Here is a 23,938-nt window from a genome sequence, read left to right as displayed (position 1 = left end):
GTGAGTAAACAACAGAAAATACTTTTTATAGACCGCGACGGCACCTTAATTGTTGAGCCGCCAGTTGACTTTCAAGTAGACCGTTTAGACAAGCTAAAATTCGAACCGTTAGTGATTCCTAGCCTGCTTGCATTACAAGATGCTGGCTATCGCTTAGTGATGGTCACTAACCAAGATGGCCTAGGTACCGATAGCTACCCACAAGAAGATTTCGATGCGCCACACAACATGATGATGGAGTTCTTCGAATCTCAAGGCGTTAAGTTTGATGACGTGCTTATTTGCCCTCACTTTGACGAAGACAACTGCTCTTGCCGTAAGCCAAAACTGGGTATGGTTAAAGAGTATCTACAAGGCGGCAAAGTCGACTTCCAACACTCGGTTGTGATTGGCGACCGAATGACGGATCTTCAACTTGCAGAGAACATGGCTATCCGTGGTATTCAATACGGGCCGGATGCGGAAACTGAAGGCACATTGAACTGGCCACAAATCGTTAAAGATCTGACGGTTAACGCTCGCGTTGCTGAAGTGGTTCGTACGACTAAGGAAACCGACATTAAGGTGGCGGTAAACCTTGATGAAACCGGTGGTAACAAGATCGATACTGGCATGGGTTTCTTCGACCACATGCTTGATCAAATCGCAACACACGGCGGTTTCCAAATGAACTTGACTGTGAAGGGTGATTTGCACATTGATGATCACCACACAGTAGAAGATACAGCACTTGCGTTAGGCCAAGCTCTGAAAGATGCGCTAGGCGACAAACGTGGCATTGGGCGCTTTGGTTTCAGTTTACCTATGGATGAGTGTTTGGCTCAGTGTGCGCTAGACCTTTCTGGTCGCCCATACCTGAAATTCGATGCTAAGTTCAGCCGTGAACAAGTGGGTGATCTTTCAACAGAGATGGTGGTTCACTTCTTCCGTTCTCTGACCGATACATTGGCTTGTACGCTGCACCTTTCTTCTGATGGTAATAATGATCACCACATCATTGAGAGCCTGTTCAAAGCGTTTGGTCGCACTCTTCGCCAAGCAATCAAAGTTGAAGGTAACGAGTTACCAAGTAGCAAAGGCGTCCTGTAAGGCTAACGTTAGCAAGGAAAAAACAATGAAAGATCAAAAAGTCGTCATTATTGATACTGGTTGTGCCAACGTTTCTTCAGTGAAGTTTGCGATTGAACGTTTGGGCTACGCAGTTGAAATTTCAAAAGAACCAGAAGTTGTTCTTGCTGCCGACAAGTTGTTCCTACCTGGTGTAGGTACAGCAAGTGAGGCAATGAAGAACCTACAAGAGCGTGACCTTGTTACCCTTGTGAAGCAAGTAGAGAAGCCTCTGCTTGGTATCTGTCTAGGTATGCAGCTGTTAGGCAAACTGTCTCAAGAGAAAGGCCAAAAGGCTGATGAGTTAGTTGAATGTCTAGGTTTGTGTGATGGTGAAGTTCGCTTACTTGATACGGGCGACTTGCCATTACCACACATGGGTTGGAACACTGTAACGGCAACACCTAATCACCCTCTGTTTAAAGACATTGAAGAAGGAGAATACTTCTACTTTGTTCATAGCTTTGCAATGCCAGTGGGTGACTACACAATCGCACAATGTGATTACGGTAATCCGTTCACTGCGGCGGTTCAAAGTGGCAATTATTATGGTGTTCAGTTCCACCCAGAGCGTTCTTCGAAAGCTGGCTCTAAGCTGATTCAGAACTTCTTGGAATTGTAATAAGGATTAGGCAGCGGCTAACGTTGCCATATAAGGAATGTAAATGATTATTCCCGCATTAGATTTAATTGAAGGCCAAGTAGTTCGCTTATTCCAAGGTGATTACGGGCAAGTAACAGAATACAAAGTAGACCCAGCAGAGCAGTTTAATTTGTATCACCAAGCAGGCGCTGGTTGGCTGCACCTTGTTGACCTAACTGGCGCAAAAGACACAACGGCTCGTCAGTTAGACTTGATTGCTAAGCTACTGGCTAGCACGCCTGCGAACATCCAGATTGGTGGTGGCGTGCGTAACGAACAAGACGTCGTTGATCTGCTAGAAGCGGGCGCACAGCGCGTTGTGGTGGGTTCTACAGCAGTTAAGCAGCCTGAGTTGGTTAAAGGTTGGATGGAAAAATACGGGGCTGAAAAAATCGTTCTTGCTTTGGACATCAACATCGACGAAAGCGGCACACGTAAAGTGGCGATTTCAGGTTGGCAAGAAGATTCAGGCGTGACCATTGAAGCGCTAATTGAAGACTATCTAACGGTTGGTCTTAAACACGTTCTGTGTACTGATATTTCACGTGATGGCACGCTAGAAGGATCAAACGTAGAGCTTTATGTAGATCTTTGTAAGCAGTACCCACAAGTGCAATTCCAATCATCTGGCGGCATTGGCAGCCTTGTGGATATCGAAGCGCTTAAAGGCAGCGGTGTTGCGGGCGTGATTGTGGGTCGTGCGCTACTTGACGGCAAGTTTACCGCAGAGGAGGCATTTGCATGTTGGCAAAGCGAATAATCCCTTGTTTGGATGTCCGTGATGGACAAGTGGTTAAGGGCGTTCAGTTCCGTAACCACGAAATTATCGGTGACATCGTTCCGCTAGCACAACGCTATGCGGAAGAGGGTGCTGATGAATTAGTATTTTACGATATCACGGCATCAAGCGATGGTCGTGTAGTCGACAAGAGCTGGGTAAAACGTGTAGCAGAAGTGATTGATATTCCTTTCTGTGTCGCTGGTGGTATCAAATCAGCGGAAGATGCTGCGCGCATTCTTGAGTTTGGTGCGGATAAAGTATCCATCAACTCGCCTGCGTTGGCTAATCCACAGTTGATCACTGACCTTGCTGATAAGTTCGGCGTGCAGTGTATCGTTGTTGGTATCGATTCATACTTCGATAAAGAAACAGGTAAATATCAGGTTTACCAATTCACAGGCGACGAAGCGCGTACCAAAGCAACCAAATGGGAAACCAAAGATTGGGTGCAAGAAGTACAAAAACGTGGCGCAGGTGAGATTGTGTTAAACATGATGAACCAAGATGGCGTACGTAACGGCTACGATATCGAGCAACTCAACATGGTCCGTGAAGTGTGTAACGTGCCGTTGATTGCTTCGGGTGGCGCTGGTGCAATGGAGCACTTTGCTGAAGCCTATAAAAAGACCAACGTGGACGGAGCGCTAGCAGCTTCGGTATTCCACAAGCAAGTCATCAATATTGGTGAGCTTAAACAGTATTTAAAACAACAAGATGTAGAGGTGCGACTATGAGCTTTGAAACCGCAAGCTTATCAAGAACAGAAGTAGGCGCATTGTCAGAGCGTATTAACTGGGAAAAAGTAGACGGTTTAGTGCCAGCTATCGTTCAAGATTACCAATCGAGCCAAGTGTTAATGATGGGATACATGAACCCTGCAGCACTTGAGAAAACCGCTGAAACAGGCAATGTGACGTTTTTCTCTCGCACCAAAGAGCGCCTTTGGACGAAAGGTGAAACGTCAGGCAACGTATTACAGCTACAAAATATTGCCTTGGACTGTGACAACGACACCTTGCTGGTTAAGGTTAATCCCATTGGCCCAACGTGCCACACAGGTACAACAACATGTTGGGATGGAGACAAGCAAGAAGAGTCTCAGATGGTGTGGCTTCATCAGCTTGAGCAGCTACTGGCTGCCCGCAAGGACGCAGACCCTGAGTCTTCTTATACTGCCAGTCTATATGCCCGTGGCACCAAGCGTATTTCGCAAAAAGTGGGCGAAGAAGGCGTTGAAGTCGCGCTTGCGGCGACGTCGGGCGATAAGGTGGAGCTAGTGTGTGAATCTGCAGATTTGATTTACCACTTGATGGTTCTTCTTCAAGACCAAGGCTTATCGATGAACGATGTGGTAAACAAATTAAAAGAGCGCCATAAGTAAGCTCTCTTTAGGTTTATCGAACTACGCAAAAGATAGATAAAGCCCCGAAAACAAGTATGTTTACGAGGCTTTTTAGTTTTCAGTGTCTCAAAGTATCAAGATTTCTGAGTCCCTGTGTTACTTTTCTAACCTCTAACCTCTAATTCTTCGTCATTCCGAGGAGCCTTAGCGACATCAGGAATCTATTCCCTTAATCTGACTTCCCAAATGCACGAGTTACCCGCAGCACTTCTTATACTTCTTTCCGCTGCCACAAATACATGGGTCATTACGTCCGATCTTGAAGCTTTCTACGGTTTGATTTAGGCGAGGATCGACCTCTGGGTGTGGCGCTTCTTCTTGCTCAGGGAAGGTGCCATCAATGTAGTACCAAAGACCCTCCTCACGTATAAAGCGCGAGCGCTCTTGCATGCAGTACTGTGAACCGTCTTCATTGAAGTACGCTTTAAACTCAACAAAACCTTCGTCTTGGTGCGAGCCTGCCGCTGTATCAATGACTTCTAGGCCTGCCCAATCACTTCCGATAGATTCAGCAATACCTTCTCTTTGTGCTTCTGCATTGCAGATTGGGTGGTAAGTTGCAACAACATAGTCAACCAAACCCAACACGTGCGCTGAATAACGAGAGCGCATTAATTGTTCAGGCGTTTCAACTGCACTGTGGTTAAGGTGCGCTGATTCACAGCACTGTTGGTAAGTATTGTTGCTACCGCATGGGCATAAAGACATAGTCAGATCCTGTAAAAATGGCCTCTATTAAGAGGCCATAAATGAATGCGATGGAGTTTACCAAGAAACAATCGCTCACCAAAGCGTAGTTTCTATAGAAGTGATTTTAGTGATAGTGCGAAGTTCACTATTTCAGGGCTGGAGACAATAGCTCTTGAGCCCAAGTGGTCGCTTCATCATAAGCCTGACCAAGTTGAGCTTCACTCAGTTTGAGAAGCTGGCGTATACGAGTCGCTTCATCCCAACGAGCTTGTTCATAAGCAACGACCATTGCTAATACCGCACCTAACACACCTTTACGTTGAATTAGAGCTTGCTTGATCTCCACATCGATTGGCACTGAATCAAGTACTTGTTTTAATGGTTGGTCAAAGAGTGAATCCAATAGAGAGAACATACCGGTTAAAAAGGCTTGTCCTGGCTCCACCTTAACATTCATCTTCTCGACCAAGAGCTCACACTGGCGCGCACGTATTACCGCTAAACCATAGAGTGAATCCGGCTTATCTTCTTTCGCAGAGGCGATAGCCACCAGTGAAACGAATTTACGCAGCTTTTGTTCACCAAGGTAAATAAGCGCTTGGCGGAATGAACGGATCGTTGTTGGTGAACCGCCTGCCGAGTTTACATAGGTGAGTAGCTTATACGACATGGTGACATCAAGTGTGATTAAGCGCTCTACTTCACCAAAGTCGATAGGGTCGTGTGCTATCTCTTTTAACAGCTGAACAGTTGTCAGAAATGCAGGATTAAGTGCACGCGTTTGGATCATCTCTGGTTTGCTAAAGAAATAACCTTGAAAGTAGGTGAAGCCTGCTTTTTTTGCTTCTTGGTATTCTTCGTATGTTTCTACTTTTTCAGCAAGAAACTTGATATCTAACCCTTTGAGAGAGTTCATAAACATCGCTGCTTTGACAATGGGGGTCAAACGGATATCAAACTTGATAATCGAAATGTAGGGTAAGAAGCGCTTCCAAGCTTTACTTGGTACAAAGTCGTCTAACGCGATGGTATAACCCGCGTCAAAGATAGCTTTGATTGCTTCAAGTAATTCGTCTGTTGGTTCGCAGTCTTCAAGAACCTCTACAACGAGGCTTTCTTTGGGGAACAGAGTAGGGACTAAGTTGATTAGGCTTGCATATGGGAAGTTCACGAACCCAAGCTTATCACCCAACGTATTATAGTGGGTCGATAAGAAGTGGTCGGAAAGCAAACGGCTAGTAGCGAGCTCCGGCTCTACTTCAGGGAAAGTGTTCTTAGGACCATCCCTGAATAGCAACTCGTAACCTATGGTTTTCTTGCCTGTGTCGAGTATTGGTTGACGCGCTACGTATGAATATTTCAACTTGGTACTGTGTTCGGTTTATTTCTGGTAGAGAGATAATAGCTAATTCACTAGAAATTACCATACACTTTCAAAGAAAGTCTGACCGACAATAATAATCAAAGTGAAAGTTTAAGAGTGATGTTAAAAGCTATTGCTAAACTCTCGATTCTGTAGTTCAAAACTTTGCGGAGTGAACACCAAAACTGAGCCTTGAGTATACCAATCGCCAAGTACGATACGGGTTTTACTGCAATTATTGGCAGTGAACGTGTGGATGTCGGGACGGTGAGTGTGGCCGTGGATCATCAGGTTCACATTGTTCCGTTCCATCACATCTTCGACTTCTTGTTGTGTCACATCCATGATGTCGAGAGATTTGGTTTGCTTGTCATCTTTTATGTCAGATTGAACCTTCGAGACAATTTTCTTCTTGATGAAAAATGGAATTCGGTTGAAGACCCATTGTAACCATGGCTGATGAACTTTTTCTCGGAAGGCGAGATACTTTACATCTTCAGTACACAACGTATCACCATGCAACACCACCGCTTTTTGACCGTAGATATCGATAGTTGTCACTTCGTCTAAAAGTTGAACGCCAGTCTGCTTAGCAAATCTTTTACCGACCAAAAAGTCACGATTACCTTGTGTGAAGTAACACGGTACACCGCTTTTTACCAAGTCGATAAACGCTTGGCGGATAGATGTCGCAAAGTCACTTTTATCGTCGTCGCCAATCCAGAATTCAAAAAGATCGCCTAACACGTAAAGTGCATCTGCTTCGACAGCTTCCTTCTTCATAAAGGTTAAGAAGCAGTCTGTAATGTCTTGTCGTGACGGAGCAAGATGTAGGTCTGATATAAAATATGTTTTCATAGGTCTAAAAAAAGGGAGCGATTCGCTCCCTATATCCTGATTTTATCGGCTCATCAATTATTAATACTAATCGAAAGCAAGCAAGTAATTAAGCTTCGATTGTAGTACCAGTGATGATCACTTCTTCTAGAGGTACATCTTGGTGCATACCCATAGAACCAGTGCTAACACCTTTAATCTTGTTTACGATGTCCATGCCTTCAACAACTTCTGCGAATACACAGTAGCCCCAACCGTCTAGGCTCTCGCTACGGAAGTTTAGGAAAGAGTTGTCGTTAACGTTGATGAAGAACTGAGAGCTCGCTGAATGCGGTTCCATAGTACGAGCCATTGCTAGCGTACCAACTTTGTTCGCAAGACCGTTGTTTGCTTCGTTCTTGATCGTTGCACGAGTCGCTTTTTCTTTAAGGCCAGAAGTCATGCCGCCGCCTTGAATCATGAAACCATCGATAACACGGTGGAATAGTGTGTTGTCGTAGAAACCGTCACGGCAATACTGTAGAAAGTTTGCGCTTGTTTCTGGTGCTTTTTCTTCGTTAAGTTGAACTTTGATGTCACCAAAATTTGTGTGAAGGATGATCATGATTGTTACCTTACTGTCTTTTTAATATGAAGTTCGAATTCTAGCGCATGTTGGCGGACTTTCAAATCACCAAATCATTAACTTACTCGGGTGTTTGAGGTAATTCCTGCTTTTGGGGATTACCTATTAAGGTATGACTTGTTATACTGCGAGCTTATTTTTGATTAATCCATAAAATAGATAGAGATCATGCTGAAGATATATAACACGCTCACAAGACAGAAAGAGGAATTCAAACCAATTACAGCTGGCAAAGTCGGCATGTATGTCTGTGGGGTAACCATATACGATCTCTGTCATATTGGTCATGGCCGTACGTTCGTTTCTTTCGACGTTGTGACTCGTTACTTACGTTACTTAGGTTACGACCTAACGTTTGTACGTAATATCACAGACATCGACGACAAAATCATTAAGCGTGCCAACGAAAATGGCGAGTCTTGCGACTCTCTGACTGAACGCCTAATCGGTGACATGCACGCAGACTTCGATGCGTTGAACATGAAGCGTCCAGACGTTGAGCCTCGTGCTACGGAGTTCATCACTGAAATTATCGAACTTGTTGAAAAGCTGATTGAACGTGGCTTTGCATACGTAGCAAGCAACGGTGACGTGATGTTTGAAGTAAAGAAATTCGACGAATACGGCAAGCTTTCTAAGCAAGACCTTGACCAGCTTCAAGCCGGTGCTCGCGTTGATGTTGAATCTGCAAAACGCAGCCCATTAGACTTCGTTCTATGGAAGATGTCTAAGCCAGGTGAACCGACATGGGAATCACCATGGGGTCCAGGTCGTCCAGGTTGGCACATCGAATGTTCAGCGATGAACTCGTCTATTCTTGGTAACCACTTCGATATCCACGGTGGTGGTTCAGATCTACAGTTCCCACACCACGAGAATGAAATCGCACAGTCTTGCTGCGCGCACGGTACTCAATATGTAAATACTTGGATGCACAGTGGTATGGTGATGGTAGACAAAGAGAAGATGTCTAAGTCGCTAGGTAACTTCTTCACTATCCGTGACGTGCTAGCACATTACGATGCTGAAACGGTGCGTTACTTCCTAATGTCTGGTCACTACCGTAGCCAGCTGAACTACAGCGAAGACAACCTAAACCAAGCTCGTGCATCACTAGAGCGTCTATACACGTCACTTCGTGGCCTAGACTTAACTGCTGCTCCTGCTGGTGGCGAAGAGTACGTGACTCGATTCTCTACAGCGATGAACGATGACTTCAACACGCCTGAAGCTTATTCAGTACTGTTTGAAATGGCGCGTGAAATCAACCGTATCAAACCTGAAAGCATCGAAAAAGCAAGCGGACTTGGTGCATTGATGCGTGAACTAGCAGACATCATCGGTATTCTTCATCAAGAGCCAGAAGCTTTCCTTCAAGGTGATGCGGCAGGTAACGATGACGAAGTGGCTGAAATCGAAGCGTTGATCAAACTGCGTAACGACTCTCGTGCTTCAAAGGATTGGGCAAACGCCGACCTTGCACGTGACAAGCTAAACGAGCTGGGCATCATTCTGGAAGATGGTCCAGAAGGCACGACTTGGCGTCGTAAGTAAATCTTATAAAAAGGGCTGATTTTCAGCCCTTTTTTCTGGCACAAATTCTCTATTTTCACCTTTTCTATATTAAACTTTTAATTAACAGGAATATTTCTGTGGCTCAGATGTATTTTTATTACTCGGCAATGAATGCGGGTAAATCAACAACGCTTCTTCAATCTTCATTCAACTACCAAGAGCGTGGCATGACGCCAGTGATCTTTACGGCTGCGTTGGACGACCGATATGGTATCGGTAAAGTGAGCTCACGAATTGGTCTGCAATCTGAAGCTCAACTTTTTAAAAATGACACCAACATGTTTGATGCAATTAAAAAGCTCAATGAGGAAGAAAAGCGCCATTGTGTTTTGATCGATGAGTGCCAGTTTCTTTCGAAGGAGCAGGTTTACCAATTAACAGAAGTGGTTGATAAGCTACACATCCCTGTGTTGTGTTACGGCCTACGTACCGACTTCTTGGGTGAACTATTTGAAGGTAGCCGCTACTTACTATCTTGGGCAGATAAACTGGTTGAGCTTAAAACGATTTGTCACTGCGGTCGTAAAGCGAACATGGTAATTCGTACCGACGAGCACGGTGTGGCGATTGCCGAAGGTGACCAAGTGGCTATTGGTGGTAACGATAAATACGTTTCTGTTTGTCGTTTGCACTACAAAGAAGCGTTAGGAAAATAAACGCTTCTCAATGTTTCAGCTATAACTTAAACGCTAAGCAATAAAAGAAACGGTGGCTCAATGCCACCGATTTTGTTTTTCAATGGGTTGTTGCTATCTATTCAAAGCCAAGCTTCTTGATCTCTAAGTAGGCGTGATCAACTTCCTCTGGAATCGACATCTCGATCTGAAAGCCTTTTGCTGGGTAGGATTTGATTCGCTCGAAATCCGCAACTAATGCGCCTAATACCATGTCTAACGGCAACTCTTCATTAAAGTAATCGACCCAATCTTGCCATTTTGACGTCACGGTGATTTCTGTTGCTGCTTCAGGCCACTGTTTACTGAAAGTGGCGTAGGTGCGTTTTTCCATGAAGGGCTTCTGAACTAAGGTCAGCCTCTTCGGAGATAACCCTTGCCCTGTCAGTAATTCGTGAGTGAATCGTACATTTTCCCCAGTGTTTGTTGCTTGCTTCTCTATGATAATGTCAGAGTCAGGCACACCACAATCTCGCGCAATAGAAGCGAATGTTTCGGCTTCTGAGCGCTCAAAGCTTCCTTCGGTAAAGCGTCCCACACCACCAGAAAAAACGATGTAAGGTGCGATCTTTTGGTGATAAAGCTCGGCTGCATATTCTGCGACGCGAGTATCGTTGCTGCACAACACAAAGATACAGTCGGAAGGTGTAACCTCGTGCCCCATAGACATAAAGTTCCAAAGGGTGTCGACTGAGCGATGCAGTTTTATATTGGTAGCTTTCTTAGCAATAGATTGTTCAGTCATGAAGTGCGTCCAGTGTGGATTCGAATTTAAATGAATAACCTAAGTCGAGAATTTTCTGCGAAGAGATCAACTTGTCTGGGGTGTCAACAACGGCGGGTAGAGGCTCGCTGCTGTTGGCGCTTTTCAGTGCTGCGGCATAAAACTCCGCTTTACTGACCGTATTTGGCGTCGTCACGTTAACCACTTCGTTGTGCAGCTGACTGATAGCGAAGTCGACAGCGCCAATCGCGTCATCAAGGTGCAGCATGTTGGCTGGAGCTTGAGTGCTGACTTGTTTTAACTTGCTTGCGAAGCGTGATGGGTGACGACTTGGGCCAATTAACCCACTAAAGCGAAGAACGGTGTAGTCGATACCGGACTCCATCACCGACTGTTCAGCTTGCAACATGATTCGCGCGTTATCAGAAAATGAAGACGCGTGATCGTTATCTGAGGTTGCAAGGGGGAGTGATGCATCCAGCTCATTTAGTACGCCCGGCTTGGTTGGGTATACCGTGGTTGAACTGATCATGATGAGCTTTTTAATGTTGGCCTTTTGACATGCTTTGGTCAGTTGCTGCCAGTATTCGGCATACTCTTGTCCCGCTCCTTTTCGAAATCCAGGAGGAAAGCTGCCAACCACAATCTCGGTGTTGTTTTCGAGTAACAGGGAATAGAGTTGCCCGATAGTCTGTTCGGGCTCTGACGAATCAAAACTAAACACTTCACATGGAATTCGCTCGCTAGCAATCGCGTCTGCTCCTGCTTGGGTCGTTTTCGTGACCACCACTCGGTTACCATGTTTTTCTAAATGTTCAGATAAAGGTGCACCTACCCATCCTGCACCGACAATAAATATAGAAGCCATCTGTTCCTCACAACTGCAAGCTATGGATTGGTATAAGCCTAACAAACCTTTGCCCAAAAATGAAAAAACTCCACGGCCGAAACGAGTGGAGTTTTTACTAGAACAATGGAGATTTATTTTAGTACGCGGAGTAGTTTATCTGCGCGCTCTGCCATCTCGATACCTTCATCTGTTAGATAACCGCCGTCTGGCTGAGTACAAAGGTTTTTTTCGAACAGGCGCTTAACAGCGTCCTGAGTTTCTTGAGCAGCCTCTTGATGAACTTTAATTCCAGTAGCAGCACTACTTACATCAAATTGAAGAAGGAGGTTTAAATCAGCAATATGTTCAGCGTTGTACTTCATAATTAACCTATATATTCATAACGTTCTCTACCTTCACCTTAGTGCGCATTCTCGGCTCAGGCAATAGCAAATAAAGAGAATTGATAAGTGATACCAAATTGATTGATTAATCATCGAGTGACGAGTTTATTTTGGTTATATTGGGTGATTTGCGCCCACTTAAATCATCAATGATGTTTATTGCTAAGTGGTTGTAATATATTGTGACTAGAAATAATTTGCATTGAGCGAATATTGTATAAAAAAGGATATGCATAAGTGAGAGCGAACAAAGTAGCATTAACGATCAGTATGCTATTTGCTATCTCAGGTTGTCAAAGCACACCTTCAGAGCAGGCAGACGCGAACCAAACCACAAACAACAATAATGAATCTACAATTGAGGTCCGTTCATTTCAGTCTGTCCAAAGTGTTTACTCCGAATGGGAGGTTAAGCTTGCAGATCACACCCAATTATCTCTCTATGCACCAGAGAATTACAATGAACTATTAGATGCATGGGGTGATGCTGAAAGTATTTATGCGGACTTACTGAAAGACGAAACTCGGATAACCAAGAGTTACTCCATTTTTTCAAGCCTAACTTACGCTGAAGCATTTGATGAAAAAATCGCATTGATCAAATCAAACTATGACTCGATTTTAGTGCTAAAGAAGAAGGCTGACCGAGTACTCGCTGATTCGATTGTTCAAATGGATTACCTGAAGTTCCTAGGCGCAGATACCATGTTTACCTCGAGCTATAAACGTTTGTATTCAGAATACAGCGAGCTGTTTGAGTATGTATTGGTCAATGAGCTTGAAGACGCACAAGAACCGCAGGTGGAATTTCTTAATAACGCCCGTTTGCTAGAAGTTAAAGTGGCGCATAAGAAATACATCGAACCTTTGAAGAACGAATTAGAGTTCTTGGAAGATGAAGATTTCGATGACGTTGCTCCATTGACCTTTGCTAAGGCAGCATCTCAAATTGCGTTGGCCGAAAGCCAAGTGAAAGCTAGCCCTCGCGAAAAGTCGATCATTGAAGACGCGGTCCATGCTGCAGAATTCGAATTGAACCACGTGCGCAGTGTCGCTCATGAAGTCAAAGTTCTCGCCAGCGTTAAAGGTGACCAATTCGAACAATCGGTTTTGAATGCTGAGAATCAGCTCTTGAGCATTTCACAAGTCGTCAATGATGAAGACTACCGTGATGTTGGGCTACGTCAGCAATCGCAGAAGATTGTGGCGAGTGTGAAAGCGTTAAAAAGCTCCGATATGACAGGGCTATTAAAGTCAGAGATTGAAACTTTGACTGAGCAGTTGGCTCAGTTGGAGTCTGAAAACCAGAAACAAGCACAGCAATTGTCGGAAGCAACTAAACACAGTGAGTTGCTAGGTGAGCAGATTACCAAGAGTGATGCTCACATCAAAAGCTTAGAAGAATTAGTCGATAGTTTGAAAAGCTTAGGTGGTAAAGTTGCCAACGAAAGTGATTCTGATGCGATCCCGCCGAGTATTGAAACAAATCTAGAGAACCCGGCTCTAGAACTATCATCAGAAGAAGTGATTGAACCTTCGGTTTAGCATCACTAATTTCTTTATTTGTGATTGAGTTAAAAGCGCCTAAGGGCGCTTTTTTGCGTTCTCTTGATCTATATCAAAATCTACAAATAAAAGCGCTTAATGGACACTTTATAGTGTACGGCATTCCTTCGGTTTTAACGTAACTTGTTGATATTTATAGGTGTGTTATTTTCTATGCTGATAACTAATCATTCAGCAGAGTTTTCTTTTTACTACTAAAGTCGTATGAATTTGGAATAACTCGGACTATTTGCTTTCAACAAGGCTGTGAGAGGCATTTTGAGCCTAAAATAGCTCTTGAATTCAGAAATGAAAGAGAGGATTATCGCGCTCCCGACGACATGTTTCAAAATGTAAATCATCATGAATCTAAACCAATTTGACTCATTATTACCGCCACAAATGGCTGAGCGCGCTGCAGATATTGGCGTAGGTAAAGCAACCAAAGATCCAATCAAATCTTTTCTCTTGGCGATTTCCGCTGGCATACATATCGGTATTGCGTTTGTGTTCTACACCATCGTAACGACCGGTGCTGGTGATTTGCCTTGGGGTATTACTCGCTTATTAGGTGGCCTTGCATTTAGCTTGGGCTTAATTCTCGTTGTTGTTACCGGTGGTGAGCTATTTACCAGTTCGGTGCTTACTCTGGTTGCTCGTGCAAGTGGCAAAATTACTTGGCGCACGCTCGTCAAGAACTGGGCTACGGTTTATGTAGGTAACTTGATCGGCGCGTTGCTGCTGGTGGCTTGTATGTTACTGACCAAACAGTACATGTTTGACCACGGGCAAGTAGGCTTGAATGCAATGGCGATTTCCCAACACAAGATGCACCATGATTTTATCCAAGCTATCGCGCTCGGTATCATGTGTAATGTATTGGTTTGTATCGCGGTATGGATGACGTTTAGTGGACGTACACTAACCGACAAAATCGCTGTAATGATTTTACCTGTTGCGATGTTCGTATCGGCTGGTTTCGAGCACTGTATTGCGAATATGTTTCAAGTCCCTTTAGCTATCGGCATCAAAACATTTGCTCCAGCTGAATTCTGGACAATGACAGGCGCTAACCCTGCGGACTATGTTGATCTGAACATGGTTGACTTTTTAATGAACAATTTGCTGCCCGTTACCATCGGAAACATCATTGGCGGCGGTATCTTTGTTGGCATGTGGTACTGGTTGATCTATCTGCGTGACTAATCAAGGTGGCTCTATCAACAAAGTTGGCGTACCTAACTAACTCAGTTGACGAGATGAGCTAAAGTTCATTGGAAACACTGAACTGACTTATGACATTTACAAGACGGTCTGCATTGCAGGCCGTTTTTTATTTGTGGAAAACCCTCGTCTTCATCGCTCGAATGATCATTTGAACACTCAACTGCGCTGATCATCATGTGTGTATATGTCTTTGAAATCACCCAAAGATCAAAGGCAATGATCTTTCCTTGGGTCTAAATGGACAAAAAAGGATCGATATTGATTTGGTTATCCACAGTTTCTGTGGATAACCTGTCTCAAATTCAGTGAGTAACCAGATCTAAGCGGAGTAGGGAGGCTATTTCGCAGGCTGTATTTGAGCAAGAACTCGTCCTTCTTTGGTCAGAGAAGTCTTTAGTGAAAGGTGAAGTGCAAGTGCTAAAGAACAGCTCATCATCACGAAAATAGCCAGCATGATCATCAGTTGATACTTAATCGCGATCATCGGCGAAGCACCACCTAAGATCTGCCCCGTCATCATTCCCGGTAGCGTGACTAAGCCGGTGGTTGCCATAGAAGCCATTATTGGTGACATCGCTTTCTGTATCGCATTACGCACAAAAGGCGCAGCAGCATAGGTTGGAGACGCGCCTAATGCGATTGCCGCTTCATATTCTGATTTCTGCGTTTCAAAAGCGCCAAACAAATTCTGCAATGCCACAATATTACTGCTTAAGCTATTACCCAGTAGCATTCCTGCAATTGGGATAAGGTACTGCGCGTTAAAAACCGGTGTTGGTTTAATGATGAAAAAGCAAATGAACAAGACAATAGGTACACAAGTTACCGCAAGGCTAACGGCCACAGGAGCCAAAAGTAGGTTTCTTGGGAGCTTAGATTTTTCAACGATCGAGCTTGCGCCGACGATAATCATCGCAAATAACCACAGCAAATTGACCCACAAACTATTCAAGGTGAACAAGTATTCTAGGTAAAGACCAACCAGGAATAGCTGAATTACCATACGAATTATGCTGATCGAAGCCTCTTTGCCAAGGCCGAGTTTTAGCTTGTGGTTGATAGTAATGGGTAGCAAGAGTAGTGAGCTGAAGAACAATAACTGCCACCAAGATATATCAATAACGTCTTGCATAATGCTTCCTTTTCAGTAGGTCCCCATCATATCTGAAAGTGCCAAATGATGCATTTCAGCTTCTCAACTGTTGCTTCAAAAAACATTCAATAATTTAACAAACAAACCACAAAATATTGGTTGTTTGAGGCTTTTTTGGCTACTACTTAGTAGGTAAAACGTTAAAATTAGTTACAATATGGTTGTGTAGGTGTTGGAATTTAACAATTGTGAAATATACTTAATTCTTCACATTTGTTAATACTTTTTAATAACTTTGTTTAACTAAAAACAAGTTTGGATGACCTCAAAAAAGTATTGATTAGCAAGGGTTATAACGGGAGATTTGATTGAACCCTACTTTGTGTATGGTCTAAAATTTGTTGTTAGATACTTAAGAACTTTAGCCCCATAGAATGGGTTACTCGAAATTACTAAATACAAAATAGGCAAAATGTATGAGTGATGTTAATAAAATTGAAACTGGCGAAAAACGCTCGTTGGAGTGGAAGTCTTTCCTCTTCATTGCGGTGGTTCTCTTTCCAATATTAAGTGTGGCTTTTGTAGGCGGTTACGGCTTCCTAGTTTGGGCACTGCAAGTGTTTGTATTCGGACCTCCTGGTGCTCACGGCGGCATGTAATGCCCTCTAGTAACAACATTTTTTAAAATCAATATTTAAGAGAGCTAAACATGAAATCATTTTTAGTTAAATTATGGCGCACAATGACTCGCCCAGCGGTACACATCAGTCTTGGTGTACTAACTATGGGTGGCTTTATCGCCGGTGTTATTTTCTGGGGCGGTTTTAACACAGCTCTAGAGCACACAAATACAGAAGAATTCTGTGTAAGCTGTCACACCATGCGTGACAACGTATACGTAGAACTACAAGAAACGGTTCACTGGAAAAACACTTCTGGTGTACGTGCTACTTGTCCTGACTGTCACGTTCCACATGAATGGACAGCAAAAATCGCTCGTAAGATGCAAGCATCTAAAGAAGTATTCGCTCAAGTATTTGGTGACCTAGATACACCTGAGAAATTCGAAGCTCGTCGTATTGAACTGGCTAAACACGAATGGGATCGTTTCTCTTCGAACAAATCTCTAGAGTGTAAAAACTGCCACAACTACGATTCAATGGATTTCGAAAACATGCGCCCAACAGCGCGTATCCAGATGAAGAACGCGGCAGAGCGTGATCAAAGCTGTGTCGACTGTCACAAAGGTATTGCTCACAACCTTCCATTAGATATGGCATCAGCGAGCGGTATTGTTGGCGAGCTAGAAAATGTAGCAAGCAGCACATCTTACGCAAATGGTTCAGACGTGATCTCTATTCGTCATCTACCAATGTACACGGATGAAACTGCAACCGTTGAAGCGGGTCTACTAAGCCCTGCAAGTAAAGTTGCGGTTATCGACGAAAAAGGCGACATGATCAAGATTCAAATCGACGGTTGGCGTAAAGCGAAAGGCTTCGGACGTGTAATCCAAGAAGACTTCGGTATGAACATCTCGACAGCAATCTTGACTAAAGAAGTATCTCAAAGCGACGTAATCACTGTTGGTGAAAAGAAAGAAGATGAGCTAACTGGTCTTCCATGGGAAGAAGTTAACCTAGCACTTTGGATGAAGAAAGAGTCTATGGTTGATAACTTCGATCCAATCTGGAACGCAGCTGGTCAAGCGTACCAATCTAACTGTTCAACGTGTCACTCGCAGCCAGATGAAGCTCACTTCAGTGCTAACGGTTGGGTAGGTATGCTAGATGGTATGATTGCATTCGTTAACTTCGATACAGATACAGAAGCACTTGTTCTTAAGTATCTACAGAAGCACTCATCAGATTTTTCTGAAGGCCATCACTAATAAGACGTCAATTGGAGTAACACAATGGCAATTACAAGAAGAAGTTTTCTGAAAGGTGTCGCTACTACAAGTGCGGCATCGGTTATCGGTCCAAGCTTATTGGCGTCGGCATCAGCGTCTGCTGCAGAAACAGACGGTGCGTGGAAAGTCTCTGGTTCTCACTGGGGTGCATTCCGAGCTCGCGTTTACGCGGGTAAAGTACAAGAAATTAAACCTCTAGAAATCGATCAGCACCCAACAGAGATGCTGAAAGGTATCAAAGGTATTATCTACAGCCCATCACGTGTGCGTTACCCAATGGTTCGCTTAGATTGGTTGAAGAAGCACAAGTACAGCGCAGACACGCGTGGTAACAACCGCTTTATTCGTGTGACTTGGGATGAGGCACTAGACCTTGTTTACCGCGAACTAGAGCGCGTACAGAAAGATTACGGTCCATGGGCGCTTCACACAGGTCAAACTGGTTGGAGACAAACAGGTCAGTTCCACAGCTGTACGAACCACATGCAACGTGCAATGGCGCTTCACGGTTACTCTGTGAAGAAAATCGGTGACTACTCGACAGGTGCTGGTCAAACGATCATGCCTTACGTACTAGGTTCTACTGAAGTTTACGCACAAGGTACATCTTGGGAACTTATCCTAGAAAACAGTGACAACATTGTTCTTTGGGGTAACGATCCAGTTAAGAACCTTCAAGTAGGTTGGACATGTGAGACTCACGAGTCATTCGCATACTTAGAACAGCTGAAAGAAAAAGTTGCTAAGAAAGAGATCAACGTTGTTTCTGTTGACCCTGTTAAAAACAAAACAGGCCGTTACCTAGAAAACGAGCAAATGTACATCAACCCACAAACTGATGTGGCGTTCATGCTAGGTGTTGCTCACGTTCTTTACAACGAAGACCTATACGACAAGAAGTTCATCGAAACTTACTGTCTAGGTTTTGAAGACTTTATCAAGTACGTTCAAGGTGAAACGAAAGATAAAGTTGAGAAGACACCTGAGTGGGCTTCAGCTATCTGTGGTGCGAGCGCGGACTCTATCCGTGACTTCGCTAAGATGCTGGTTAACGGTCGTACACAGATCCTTGTGGGTTGGAGTATCCAACGTCAACAACACGGTGAGCAACCGTACTGGATGTGTGCAGTTATCGCAGCAATGGTTGGCCAAATTGGTCTACCTGGCGGTGGTATCTCTTACGGTCACCACTACTCTGGTATCGGTGTATCTTCAACTGGCTTCGCTGCTCCGGGCTCTTTCCCGCTGAACATCGATCAAGGTCAATCACCTAAGTACACGAACACAGATTACAACGGTTACAGCCGCGTAATCCCAGTTGCTCGTTGGGTTGATAGCTTGCTAGAGCCTGGTAAGAAGATCAAAGCGAACGGTTCAACGGTAACACTACCTGATATCAAGATGATGGTATTCAGTGGTAACAACCCGTGGCACCACCACCAAGATCGCAACAAGATGCGTAAAGCATTCAAGAGCCTACAAACTGTAGTCGCTGTTGATTTTGCTTGGACTGCAACTTGTCGTCACTCTGATATCGTGCTTCCAGCATGTACTCAGTGGGAACGTAACGATATTGATGGCTACGGCGCATATTCAGGCCGTGGTTTGATCGCGATGCACAAACTAGTGGATCCTCTGTTCCAGTCTAAGACTGACTTCGAGATCATGTCTAGTCTAACTAAGCGTTGGGGTCGTTACGACGATTACACGCGTGGTATGGACGAAATGCAGTGGGTTAAATCTCTGTACGAAGAGTGTCGTGCTGCAAACGAAGGTAGCTTCGAAATGCCTGAGTTCGCTGAGTTCTGGGAGAAAGGTTTCCTAGACTTCGGTAAAGGTAAGCCTTGGACTCGTCACGCTTCATTCCGTGAAGATCCAGAGATCAATGCACTAGGTACGCCTTCTGGTTTCATCGAAATCACAAGCCGTACTGTTGGCAACATGGGCTACGAGCACTGTCAAGAACACCCAATGTGGTTCGAGAAATCTGAACGTTCACACGGTGGTCCAGGCTCTGACAAACACCCGTACTGGCTACAATCTTGTCACCCAGACAAGCGTCTTCACTCTCAGATGTGTGAATCTGAAGAGTGGCGTGCGACTTACGCGGTACAAGGCCGTGAGCCAATCTACATCAACCCAGCTGATGCTAAGAAGAAAGGCATCAAAGACGGTGACGTAGTACGTGTGTTCAACGACCGTGGTCAACTACTAGCAGGTGCTGTTCTAATGGATAGCTACGCTCCTGGTGTTGTACGTATCGAAGAAGGTGCTTGGTACGGTCCGATCAACGAGAAAGTAGGCGCGCTAGATACATACGGCGATCCAAACACACTGACACAAGACATCGGTACTTCTGAACTAGCTCAAGCGACGTCAGCAAACACATGTTTGGTAGACTTCGAGAAGTTCCAAGGCAAACTGCCTCCAGTAACTTCATTCGGTGGTCCAATCGAAGTTTCTTAAGCATCTCGCTTAAAAGCAAAGATTAGAGCTTGAATTAAAGCCCCTGTAAGTACTCTTACAGGGGCTTTTTGTATTTTAGTTATCAGTCTTCATATTTATGGTAAACCACATATGTAGAGCGTCTGGAAGCGTATTGATAGCGGGAGAGGGGTTAGAATGTGAGTACAAATAAGAACGGTAGCAAGTACTGATCAGCGTGACAAAGTATCAGAAAGCAAAAAGGTCGATATAAAGTAGCGACCTAATAGAGACCTATCGAGTTGTGAGATTTAAATCTCGAACATAAACCAATATCCATAAGCACAAATCAAAGCGGGTACACTTGAGTATAAGGTTGCGACAAGCGCTGCTTTTGGTGCCATTGCAATCGCAGGGAAAAGCGCGTCACCATCATTTGAAATCGCATTACCAACCTGAGCCGAAAGTGGAAGCGCACCTGAAAGGTAAAGGCTCGTGACCAACAGTTGTGGTCCACAGCCCGGTAACAAACCCATCAGGACACCAGCCAAGGGGAGCATAATGCCCCAGCTTGAGAATAGCGCCGCAAAATCAACATTTGCTATCACAGCGCCAAATTCAAAGAAGAGAAAGGCAACCACAACCCATGCAGTTACGAAGTTAGTATCTTGAGCTGTTTTCTGTAGTGGGTGTGAGCCTAGACATTTCTCATCCTCACTAACTGCTGATTTATAGTCTTTAATCTCTCGGGTTAGTCCCCATAAAAACATTGAGCTAATCAACAAGATAGCACCAATCCATTCCATCGACATCTCAGGTAATGACAGCAGCTCGTTTACATCGACTTGAAAAGAGCCGAGTAGAGCAACCGCCGCACCCGGAACAATCAACACCGACCACAAGTAGCCTTGTAGATTGATCGCTTTTTTAGAAACCGCCTCTTTGTCTTGTGATTGCGATGAACAGCTTCTAACAGGTTCGTTATCCTCTACTTGTTTTGGGCGTAAGAAATCGTCTGCGTGAAACAAGTTAATAATCCGACCTGATGCCGTACCCACAATCACGCCCATCGCCATCATGGCTAAACCTGTTTTAGGTTCGCTTGCAATGAGTAAGAAGGCAGCATCGCCCATGGTTGAGACGAGCACCGCAACAACCGCGCCAAATCCGAGCTTACCTGAGATGAATTGTGTAGTGACAACGATGGCCCCACCACAACCTGGAAGTGCGCCCATCAGGGCTGCAAATACGACTTGGTTAGAACGAGATTGGTGAACAAGTTTGCTGAACACGTTGTCTTTATTGATGTACAGGCTGAGCCAGTGATAGACCGCTAAGGTTAAAGCGACATAACAAGACACGGCCCAGAATGCGTCTGACAAGGTCGTAACCGTAAGCTCTCGCGTAGCAGGCGCAGCAACCAAAGCTGCAAGTGAGATAGGTAATAGCAGTCGCTTAAAAGAGAGTGAGAACTGAGTTGTTTTCGCAGCGCTACTGCTTGGCAAAAAAGAGATTAATCGATCCATAGGTGTTACTCAAAATTAGTGGCTTAAGATAAATATATACGAATGATAATAATTATCAATTGCATTTGTTGTTTTTTTACCTATTGTTACTATTGGCTAAACCCACGAAACATGACCAATCTAAAAAAATGAGGTAAAGTATGGCTAATAAAGAGAGGCTCTAAAGGTAGAGTCGTAATTGTTAGTGTAATAGGAAGAAACATGATTTTAGTTGTTGGTCACAAAAACCCTGATAGTGACAGTATTTGTAGTGCGTTAGTTGCAACTGAGCTTCTTAAAGCTCGTGGCGAGGAAGCGACACCAATTCGCCAAGGCGAGATCAACCGCGAAACTCAACATATTCTTGAAGTTGCTGGTGCTGAAATGCCAGAACTTCGTACTTCTGTTGCTGGTGAGAAAATCTGGCTAGTAGACTACTCAGATCTAGCACAAGCACCAGATGATGTTGCTGAAGCAGAGATCGTAGGTATTGTTGATCACCACCGTCTAGGCGACGTGATGACAGTAAACCCAATGGAAGCTTGGATCTGGCCTGTTGGTTGTACAAACACTGTACTTTTCAACATGTTCAAGATTGAAGGTCACGCTATCTCTCAACAAATCGCTAAACTAATGATGTCTGCAATTCTTTCAGACACAGTTGGTTTCGCTTCTCCAACATGTACTCAAAAAGACAAAGACGCCGTTGCTGAGCTTGCTGAAATTGCTGGCGTAGAAGACGTTGATGCATTTATCAAAGCACTTCTAATTGCTAAAACAAACATCGAAGGCCTATCTGCTGCACAGCTAGTAGAAAAAGACCTTAAAGGCTACCCATTCAACGGTCGTGATGTTGTTGTTGGTCAAGTTGAACTTGCGACTCTTGAGCAAGTAGACGGCATGATCGAAGCTTTAGAAGCTGATCTTGAAGAGCGTTGTGAGAAAGACGGTCTAGCATTTGCTGCGGTAATGCTAACTGACATCACTACTGCGCAAACTCGCCTTCTTTACAAAGGTGAGTGGGCTGAGAAATTGGTTAAGCACGAGAAAGACGGCGTATTGATGATGGAAAATACACTAAGCCGTAAGAAGCAAGGCTGGCCTTGGCTACAAGGTGAGCTTGTTTAATCAAGTCACTTAAATAATAAACGCCTGCTTATTTAGCAGGCGTTTTTCTTTGAAGTAGATTTTTTTCTTCATCGATAATGTTTGAAGTTAAAAGCACTCGGCATAGAATAGCTTTAAGAACAAAGTTACTGACTAAAGTAGGAAATTAAGATGACTACACAGCTAGACGATAAAAAAATCGCTGAAATCAATAAGTATACGGGTGAGCAACGCCTGAAATACTGTGTGAAAGAAATCGTAGCAAACCGTGAAGTATGGATCTTAACCGATGAACACGGTTGTGTGATGCTGAATACGGAAGATGAAGACTGTGTTCCAGTATGGCCAAATCAAGAGTTCGCAGAATCATGGGCAACGGGCGATTGGTCTGAGTGTAAGGCTGAGTCTATCTCATTAAACAAATGGCACAGTCGCTGGACGAACGGTCTAGAAGACGACGAGCTTGCTGTTGTGGTATTCCCAAACGAACAAGAAGAAGGCGTTATTTTGTTCCCGGATGAGTTCGACTTCGAATTGAAAAAGCAGGCTGCTAAGCGCTAGTTCTTTCGTTATACAGTGACATCGTAAGTCAGCGTTGCCTTTCTTAGGCAGCGCTATCATTCAATTATCCCAACTAAGCTGTTTCAACGTATTTTCTTCAATACCCAATCAACTGATACAACGGCGCTTGTTGTGCGGCTTTAGAAGCTTGTTGAAGCACACCTGTTTTGCTGTACCTCTTGAGTATCTTCCGAACGATAGGTTTTACTTCAGATTTTGCCATTCCAGCTTTCAATTCGGGTTCATACAGTAGTTGCAGTAGCACCACATCTAAGGGGGATAATAAGTCTTCTGGCGTGTGATCATTGAAAATAGAAGGGTAGGCTTTATCTGAATCATTCGGCAGGCCTAGAACTTGTGTGATCTCTTCTACGATACATGCGACTAGCTTGCCTCGTGACCTTGCCTGATCAACGGGAATTACAATTCCAGCGTAAACAATCTCACCTTTAGAATTGGTTCGATAACTTGCTGTGCAGATAGCGTTATTTAAATGCTGAGTTGATTTGAGTTTGAGCACAGATTTCGCCTCAGATATCCACTGACTTTGCCTTGTGTATATCCATTTTACGTTCGCTTCGGACTCTTTACTGACGATTGTTATGGGGTGTTGGGTAACTTCGGCTAAATGTTGGATATGAAGTTCTGTGAGTTCTTGATGCAGTTCCTCGTCACCCACTCGATGCTCGATCCAAATCTTGATTGGTTGTTTCCATTTGGCGAGCGGTTTGTTGCCTTGGGAGTATTCGTGTTGAAGCGCGACGTTGTAAAAGGCAGTTTCGACGAAGCTTCTATCTAGCCAGGTGAGCGGTGTGCTTGAAACGTTAAAGGAAAATAGTGCCAACAAGAGGGGAAGCATTGAAGCTGTTCGTAACATACTTTTTCCCCTCTGTTGGATCTGCGTTATTTC

Annotated in this window: 24 protein-coding genes; 14 read left to right on the top strand and 10 right to left on the bottom strand. The window is 44.2% G+C overall.

Annotation, left to right across the window (positions count from 1 at the left end):
• Genes hisB through hisIE form a run of 5 tightly spaced genes read left to right on the top strand, consistent with a single transcriptional unit; the run spans nucleotide 1 to nucleotide 3,912 of the window.
• Nucleotides 1–1,089, top strand: a complete 1,089-nt coding sequence (hisB, locus tag BCT34_RS07385; protein WP_076654397.1) for a bifunctional histidinol-phosphatase/imidazoleglycerol-phosphate dehydratase HisB — start codon at nucleotides 1–3, stop codon at nucleotides 1,087–1,089.
• Between the two features lie 25 nt (nucleotides 1,090–1,114).
• Nucleotides 1,115–1,729, top strand: coding sequence for an imidazole glycerol phosphate synthase subunit HisH (gene hisH, locus BCT34_RS07380; RefSeq protein ID WP_076654398.1), 615 nt, complete (start codon nucleotides 1,115–1,117; stop codon nucleotides 1,727–1,729).
• A gap of 43 nt (nucleotides 1,730–1,772) precedes the next feature.
• Nucleotides 1,773–2,510, top strand: coding sequence for a 1-(5-phosphoribosyl)-5-[(5-phosphoribosylamino)methylideneamino]imidazole-4-carboxamide isomerase (hisA, locus tag BCT34_RS07375; protein ID WP_076654399.1), 738 nt, complete (start codon nucleotides 1,773–1,775; stop codon nucleotides 2,508–2,510).
• Nucleotides 2,492–3,265 carry an imidazole glycerol phosphate synthase subunit HisF gene (hisF, locus tag BCT34_RS07370; RefSeq protein WP_017630683.1) on the top strand — a complete coding sequence of 258 codons (774 nt, stop codon included), beginning with the start codon at nucleotides 2,492–2,494 and terminating at the stop codon, nucleotides 3,263–3,265. The genes hisA and hisF overlap by 19 nt, the downstream gene beginning before the upstream one ends.
• Nucleotides 3,262–3,912: a bifunctional phosphoribosyl-AMP cyclohydrolase/phosphoribosyl-ATP diphosphatase HisIE gene (gene hisIE, locus BCT34_RS07365; protein WP_076654400.1), complete on the top strand. Its 651-nt coding sequence runs from the start codon at nucleotides 3,262–3,264 to the stop codon at nucleotides 3,910–3,912. Before hisF ends, hisIE begins: the two co-directional genes overlap by 4 nt.
• Nucleotides 3,913–4,128: 216 nt before the next feature.
• Here hisIE and BCT34_RS07360 read toward each other — a convergent pair whose 3' ends face one another.
• The 4 genes from BCT34_RS07360 to BCT34_RS07345 form a co-directional block, all read right to left on the bottom strand.
• Nucleotides 4,129–4,641, bottom strand: a complete 513-nt coding sequence (locus BCT34_RS07360; protein ID WP_076654401.1) for a YchJ family protein — start codon at nucleotides 4,639–4,641, stop codon at nucleotides 4,129–4,131.
• 127 nt (nucleotides 4,642–4,768) lie between these two features.
• Nucleotides 4,769–5,986 (bottom strand): EAL domain-containing protein, encoded by a 1,218-nt coding sequence (locus BCT34_RS07355; protein ID WP_076654402.1) that lies wholly within the window; start codon nucleotides 5,984–5,986, stop codon nucleotides 4,769–4,771.
• Nucleotides 5,987–6,109: 123 nt separating this feature from the next.
• Nucleotides 6,110–6,844: a UDP-2,3-diacylglucosamine diphosphatase gene (lpxH, locus tag BCT34_RS07350; RefSeq protein WP_076654403.1), complete on the bottom strand. Its 735-nt coding sequence runs from the start codon at nucleotides 6,842–6,844 to the stop codon at nucleotides 6,110–6,112.
• 88 nt (nucleotides 6,845–6,932) lie between these two features.
• Nucleotides 6,933–7,427 carry a peptidylprolyl isomerase gene (locus tag BCT34_RS07345; RefSeq protein ID WP_017060275.1) on the bottom strand — a complete coding sequence of 165 codons (495 nt, stop codon included), beginning with the start codon at nucleotides 7,425–7,427 and terminating at the stop codon, nucleotides 6,933–6,935.
• 189 nt (nucleotides 7,428–7,616) lie between these two features.
• Here BCT34_RS07345 and cysS point away from each other — a divergent pair, with 189 nt between their 5' ends.
• Complete coding sequence (gene cysS / locus BCT34_RS07340; protein ID WP_076654404.1) at nucleotides 7,617–9,002, top strand: cysteine--tRNA ligase; 1,386 nt, start codon at nucleotides 7,617–7,619, stop codon at nucleotides 9,000–9,002.
• 98 nt (nucleotides 9,003–9,100) lie between these two features.
• Nucleotides 9,101–9,679, top strand: a complete 579-nt coding sequence (locus tag BCT34_RS07335; RefSeq protein ID WP_017060277.1) for a thymidine kinase — start codon at nucleotides 9,101–9,103, stop codon at nucleotides 9,677–9,679.
• Nucleotides 9,680–9,776: 97 nt separating this feature from the next.
• Here the strand turns inward: BCT34_RS07335 and BCT34_RS07330 are convergent, their stop codons facing one another.
• The 3 genes from BCT34_RS07330 to BCT34_RS07320 all read right to left on the bottom strand — a co-directional run bounded on the left by BCT34_RS07330 (nucleotide 9,777) and on the right by BCT34_RS07320 (nucleotide 11,633).
• On the bottom strand, nucleotides 9,777–10,442 hold the full coding sequence (locus tag BCT34_RS07330; protein WP_076654405.1) for a YdcF family protein: 666 nt from the start codon (nucleotides 10,440–10,442) through the stop codon (nucleotides 9,777–9,779).
• Entirely contained in the window at nucleotides 10,435–11,289 is an 855-nt protein-coding gene (locus BCT34_RS07325; RefSeq protein ID WP_076654406.1) for an NAD-dependent epimerase/dehydratase family protein, read from the bottom strand. The genes BCT34_RS07330 and BCT34_RS07325 overlap by 8 nt, the downstream gene beginning before the upstream one ends.
• A gap of 113 nt (nucleotides 11,290–11,402) precedes the next feature.
• Nucleotides 11,403–11,633, bottom strand: a complete 231-nt coding sequence (locus BCT34_RS07320; protein WP_017630468.1) for a TIGR02647 family protein — start codon at nucleotides 11,631–11,633, stop codon at nucleotides 11,403–11,405.
• A 258-nt stretch (nucleotides 11,634–11,891) separates the two neighbouring features.
• Here BCT34_RS07320 and BCT34_RS07315 point away from each other — a divergent pair, with 258 nt between their 5' ends.
• Together BCT34_RS07315 and focA are read left to right on the top strand one after the other, a co-directional pair.
• Nucleotides 11,892–13,199, top strand: coding sequence for an ATPase (locus BCT34_RS07315; protein ID WP_076654407.1), 1,308 nt, complete (start codon nucleotides 11,892–11,894; stop codon nucleotides 13,197–13,199).
• A 363-nt stretch (nucleotides 13,200–13,562) separates the two neighbouring features.
• Complete coding sequence (gene focA, locus BCT34_RS07310) at nucleotides 13,563–14,405, top strand: formate transporter FocA (protein WP_048658323.1); 843 nt, start codon at nucleotides 13,563–13,565, stop codon at nucleotides 14,403–14,405.
• A 358-nt stretch (nucleotides 14,406–14,763) separates the two neighbouring features.
• On the opposite strand, the gene BCT34_RS07305 is transcribed toward focA, so the two are convergent.
• Nucleotides 14,764–15,558 carry an ABC transporter permease gene (locus BCT34_RS07305; RefSeq protein WP_076654408.1) on the bottom strand — a complete coding sequence of 265 codons (795 nt, stop codon included), beginning with the start codon at nucleotides 15,556–15,558 and terminating at the stop codon, nucleotides 14,764–14,766.
• 437 nt (nucleotides 15,559–15,995) lie between these two features.
• On the opposite strand from BCT34_RS07305, the gene torE reads away from it, so the two are divergent.
• From torE to torA, 3 genes are read left to right on the top strand one after another with little or no spacing between them, the layout of a single operon-like run.
• The gene (gene torE, locus BCT34_RS07300; protein WP_008222628.1) at nucleotides 15,996–16,178 is read left to right on the top strand and encodes a trimethylamine N-oxide reductase system protein TorE; all 183 of its coding nucleotides are present in this window, start codon (nucleotides 15,996–15,998) and stop codon (nucleotides 16,176–16,178) included.
• Nucleotides 16,179–16,228: 50 nt separating this feature from the next.
• Nucleotides 16,229–17,410 (top strand): pentaheme c-type cytochrome TorC, encoded by a 1,182-nt coding sequence (gene torC / locus BCT34_RS07295; RefSeq protein WP_004734592.1) that lies wholly within the window; start codon nucleotides 16,229–16,231, stop codon nucleotides 17,408–17,410.
• Nucleotides 17,411–17,434: 24 nt separating this feature from the next.
• Nucleotides 17,435–19,897 (top strand): trimethylamine-N-oxide reductase TorA, encoded by a 2,463-nt coding sequence (gene torA, locus BCT34_RS07290; RefSeq protein WP_076654409.1) that lies wholly within the window; start codon nucleotides 17,435–17,437, stop codon nucleotides 19,895–19,897.
• Nucleotides 19,898–20,166: 269 nt separating this feature from the next.
• Here the strand turns inward: torA and BCT34_RS07285 are convergent, their stop codons facing one another.
• Complete coding sequence (locus BCT34_RS07285; protein ID WP_076654410.1) at nucleotides 20,167–21,381, bottom strand: putative manganese transporter; 1,215 nt, start codon at nucleotides 21,379–21,381, stop codon at nucleotides 20,167–20,169.
• Between the two features lie 201 nt (nucleotides 21,382–21,582).
• Between BCT34_RS07285 and BCT34_RS07280 the strand changes: the two genes are divergently transcribed.
• Together BCT34_RS07280 and BCT34_RS07275 are read left to right on the top strand one after the other, a co-directional pair.
• Entirely contained in the window at nucleotides 21,583–22,488 is a 906-nt protein-coding gene (locus BCT34_RS07280; RefSeq protein ID WP_076654411.1) for a manganese-dependent inorganic pyrophosphatase, read from the top strand.
• Between the two features lie 150 nt (nucleotides 22,489–22,638).
• A complete protein-coding gene (locus BCT34_RS07275; RefSeq protein ID WP_004734596.1) occupies nucleotides 22,639–23,028 on the top strand; it encodes a DUF2750 domain-containing protein in 390 nt (129 codons plus the stop codon).
• A gap of 97 nt (nucleotides 23,029–23,125) precedes the next feature.
• On the opposite strand, the gene BCT34_RS07270 is transcribed toward BCT34_RS07275, so the two are convergent.
• Nucleotides 23,126–23,905, bottom strand: a complete 780-nt coding sequence (locus BCT34_RS07270) for a DUF2927 domain-containing protein (RefSeq protein ID WP_076654412.1) — start codon at nucleotides 23,903–23,905, stop codon at nucleotides 23,126–23,128.
• Nucleotides 23,906–23,938 lie beyond the last annotated feature (33 nt).

It is taken from the genome of Vibrio sp. 10N.261.45.E2 (assembly GCF_002875705.1).
In the GTDB taxonomy this organism is placed as follows: domain Bacteria; phylum Pseudomonadota; class Gammaproteobacteria; order Enterobacterales; family Vibrionaceae; genus Vibrio.
The sequence above is the reverse complement of the archived record's forward strand: the minus strand, read 5'-3'. Positions and strand labels throughout refer to the sequence as shown.

Excerpts from the sequence above, each read along its gene's own strand:
- hisH (WP_076654398.1), top strand. The coding sequence starts at position 1,115 with ATGAAAGATCAAAAAGTCGTCATTATTGATACTGGTTGTGCCAACGTT.
- hisA (WP_076654399.1), top strand. The coding sequence starts at position 1,773 with ATGATTATTCCCGCATTAGATTTAATTGAAGGCCAAGTAGTTCGCTTA.
- hisF (WP_017630683.1), top strand. The coding sequence starts at position 2,492 with ATGTTGGCAAAGCGAATAATCCCTTGTTTGGATGTCCGTGATGGACAA.
- hisIE (WP_076654400.1), top strand. The coding sequence starts at position 3,262 with ATGAGCTTTGAAACCGCAAGCTTATCAAGAACAGAAGTAGGCGCATTG.
- BCT34_RS07360 (WP_076654401.1), bottom strand. The coding sequence starts at position 4,641 with ATGTCTTTATGCCCATGCGGTAGCAACAATACTTACCAACAGTGCTGT.
- lpxH (WP_076654403.1), bottom strand. The coding sequence starts at position 6,844 with ATGAAAACATATTTTATATCAGACCTACATCTTGCTCCGTCACGACAA.
- BCT34_RS07345 (WP_017060275.1), bottom strand. The coding sequence starts at position 7,427 with ATGATCATCCTTCACACAAATTTTGGTGACATCAAAGTTCAACTTAAC.
- cysS (WP_076654404.1), top strand. The coding sequence starts at position 7,617 with ATGCTGAAGATATATAACACGCTCACAAGACAGAAAGAGGAATTCAAA.
- BCT34_RS07330 (WP_076654405.1), bottom strand. The coding sequence starts at position 10,442 with ATGACTGAACAATCTATTGCTAAGAAAGCTACCAATATAAAACTGCAT.
- BCT34_RS07325 (WP_076654406.1), bottom strand. The coding sequence starts at position 11,289 with ATGGCTTCTATATTTATTGTCGGTGCAGGATGGGTAGGTGCACCTTTA.
- BCT34_RS07320 (WP_017630468.1), bottom strand. The coding sequence starts at position 11,633 with ATGAAGTACAACGCTGAACATATTGCTGATTTAAACCTCCTTCTTCAA.
- focA (WP_048658323.1), top strand. The coding sequence starts at position 13,563 with ATGAATCTAAACCAATTTGACTCATTATTACCGCCACAAATGGCTGAG.
- BCT34_RS07305 (WP_076654408.1), bottom strand. The coding sequence starts at position 15,558 with ATGCAAGACGTTATTGATATATCTTGGTGGCAGTTATTGTTCTTCAGC.
- torE (WP_008222628.1), top strand. The coding sequence starts at position 15,996 with ATGAGTGATGTTAATAAAATTGAAACTGGCGAAAAACGCTCGTTGGAG.
- torC (WP_004734592.1), top strand. The coding sequence starts at position 16,229 with ATGAAATCATTTTTAGTTAAATTATGGCGCACAATGACTCGCCCAGCG.
- torA (WP_076654409.1), top strand. The coding sequence starts at position 17,435 with ATGGCAATTACAAGAAGAAGTTTTCTGAAAGGTGTCGCTACTACAAGT.
- BCT34_RS07285 (WP_076654410.1), bottom strand. The coding sequence starts at position 21,381 with ATGGATCGATTAATCTCTTTTTTGCCAAGCAGTAGCGCTGCGAAAACA.
- BCT34_RS07280 (WP_076654411.1), top strand. The coding sequence starts at position 21,583 with ATGATTTTAGTTGTTGGTCACAAAAACCCTGATAGTGACAGTATTTGT.
- BCT34_RS07275 (WP_004734596.1), top strand. The coding sequence starts at position 22,639 with ATGACTACACAGCTAGACGATAAAAAAATCGCTGAAATCAATAAGTAT.
- BCT34_RS07270 (WP_076654412.1), bottom strand. The coding sequence starts at position 23,905 with ATGTTACGAACAGCTTCAATGCTTCCCCTCTTGTTGGCACTATTTTCC.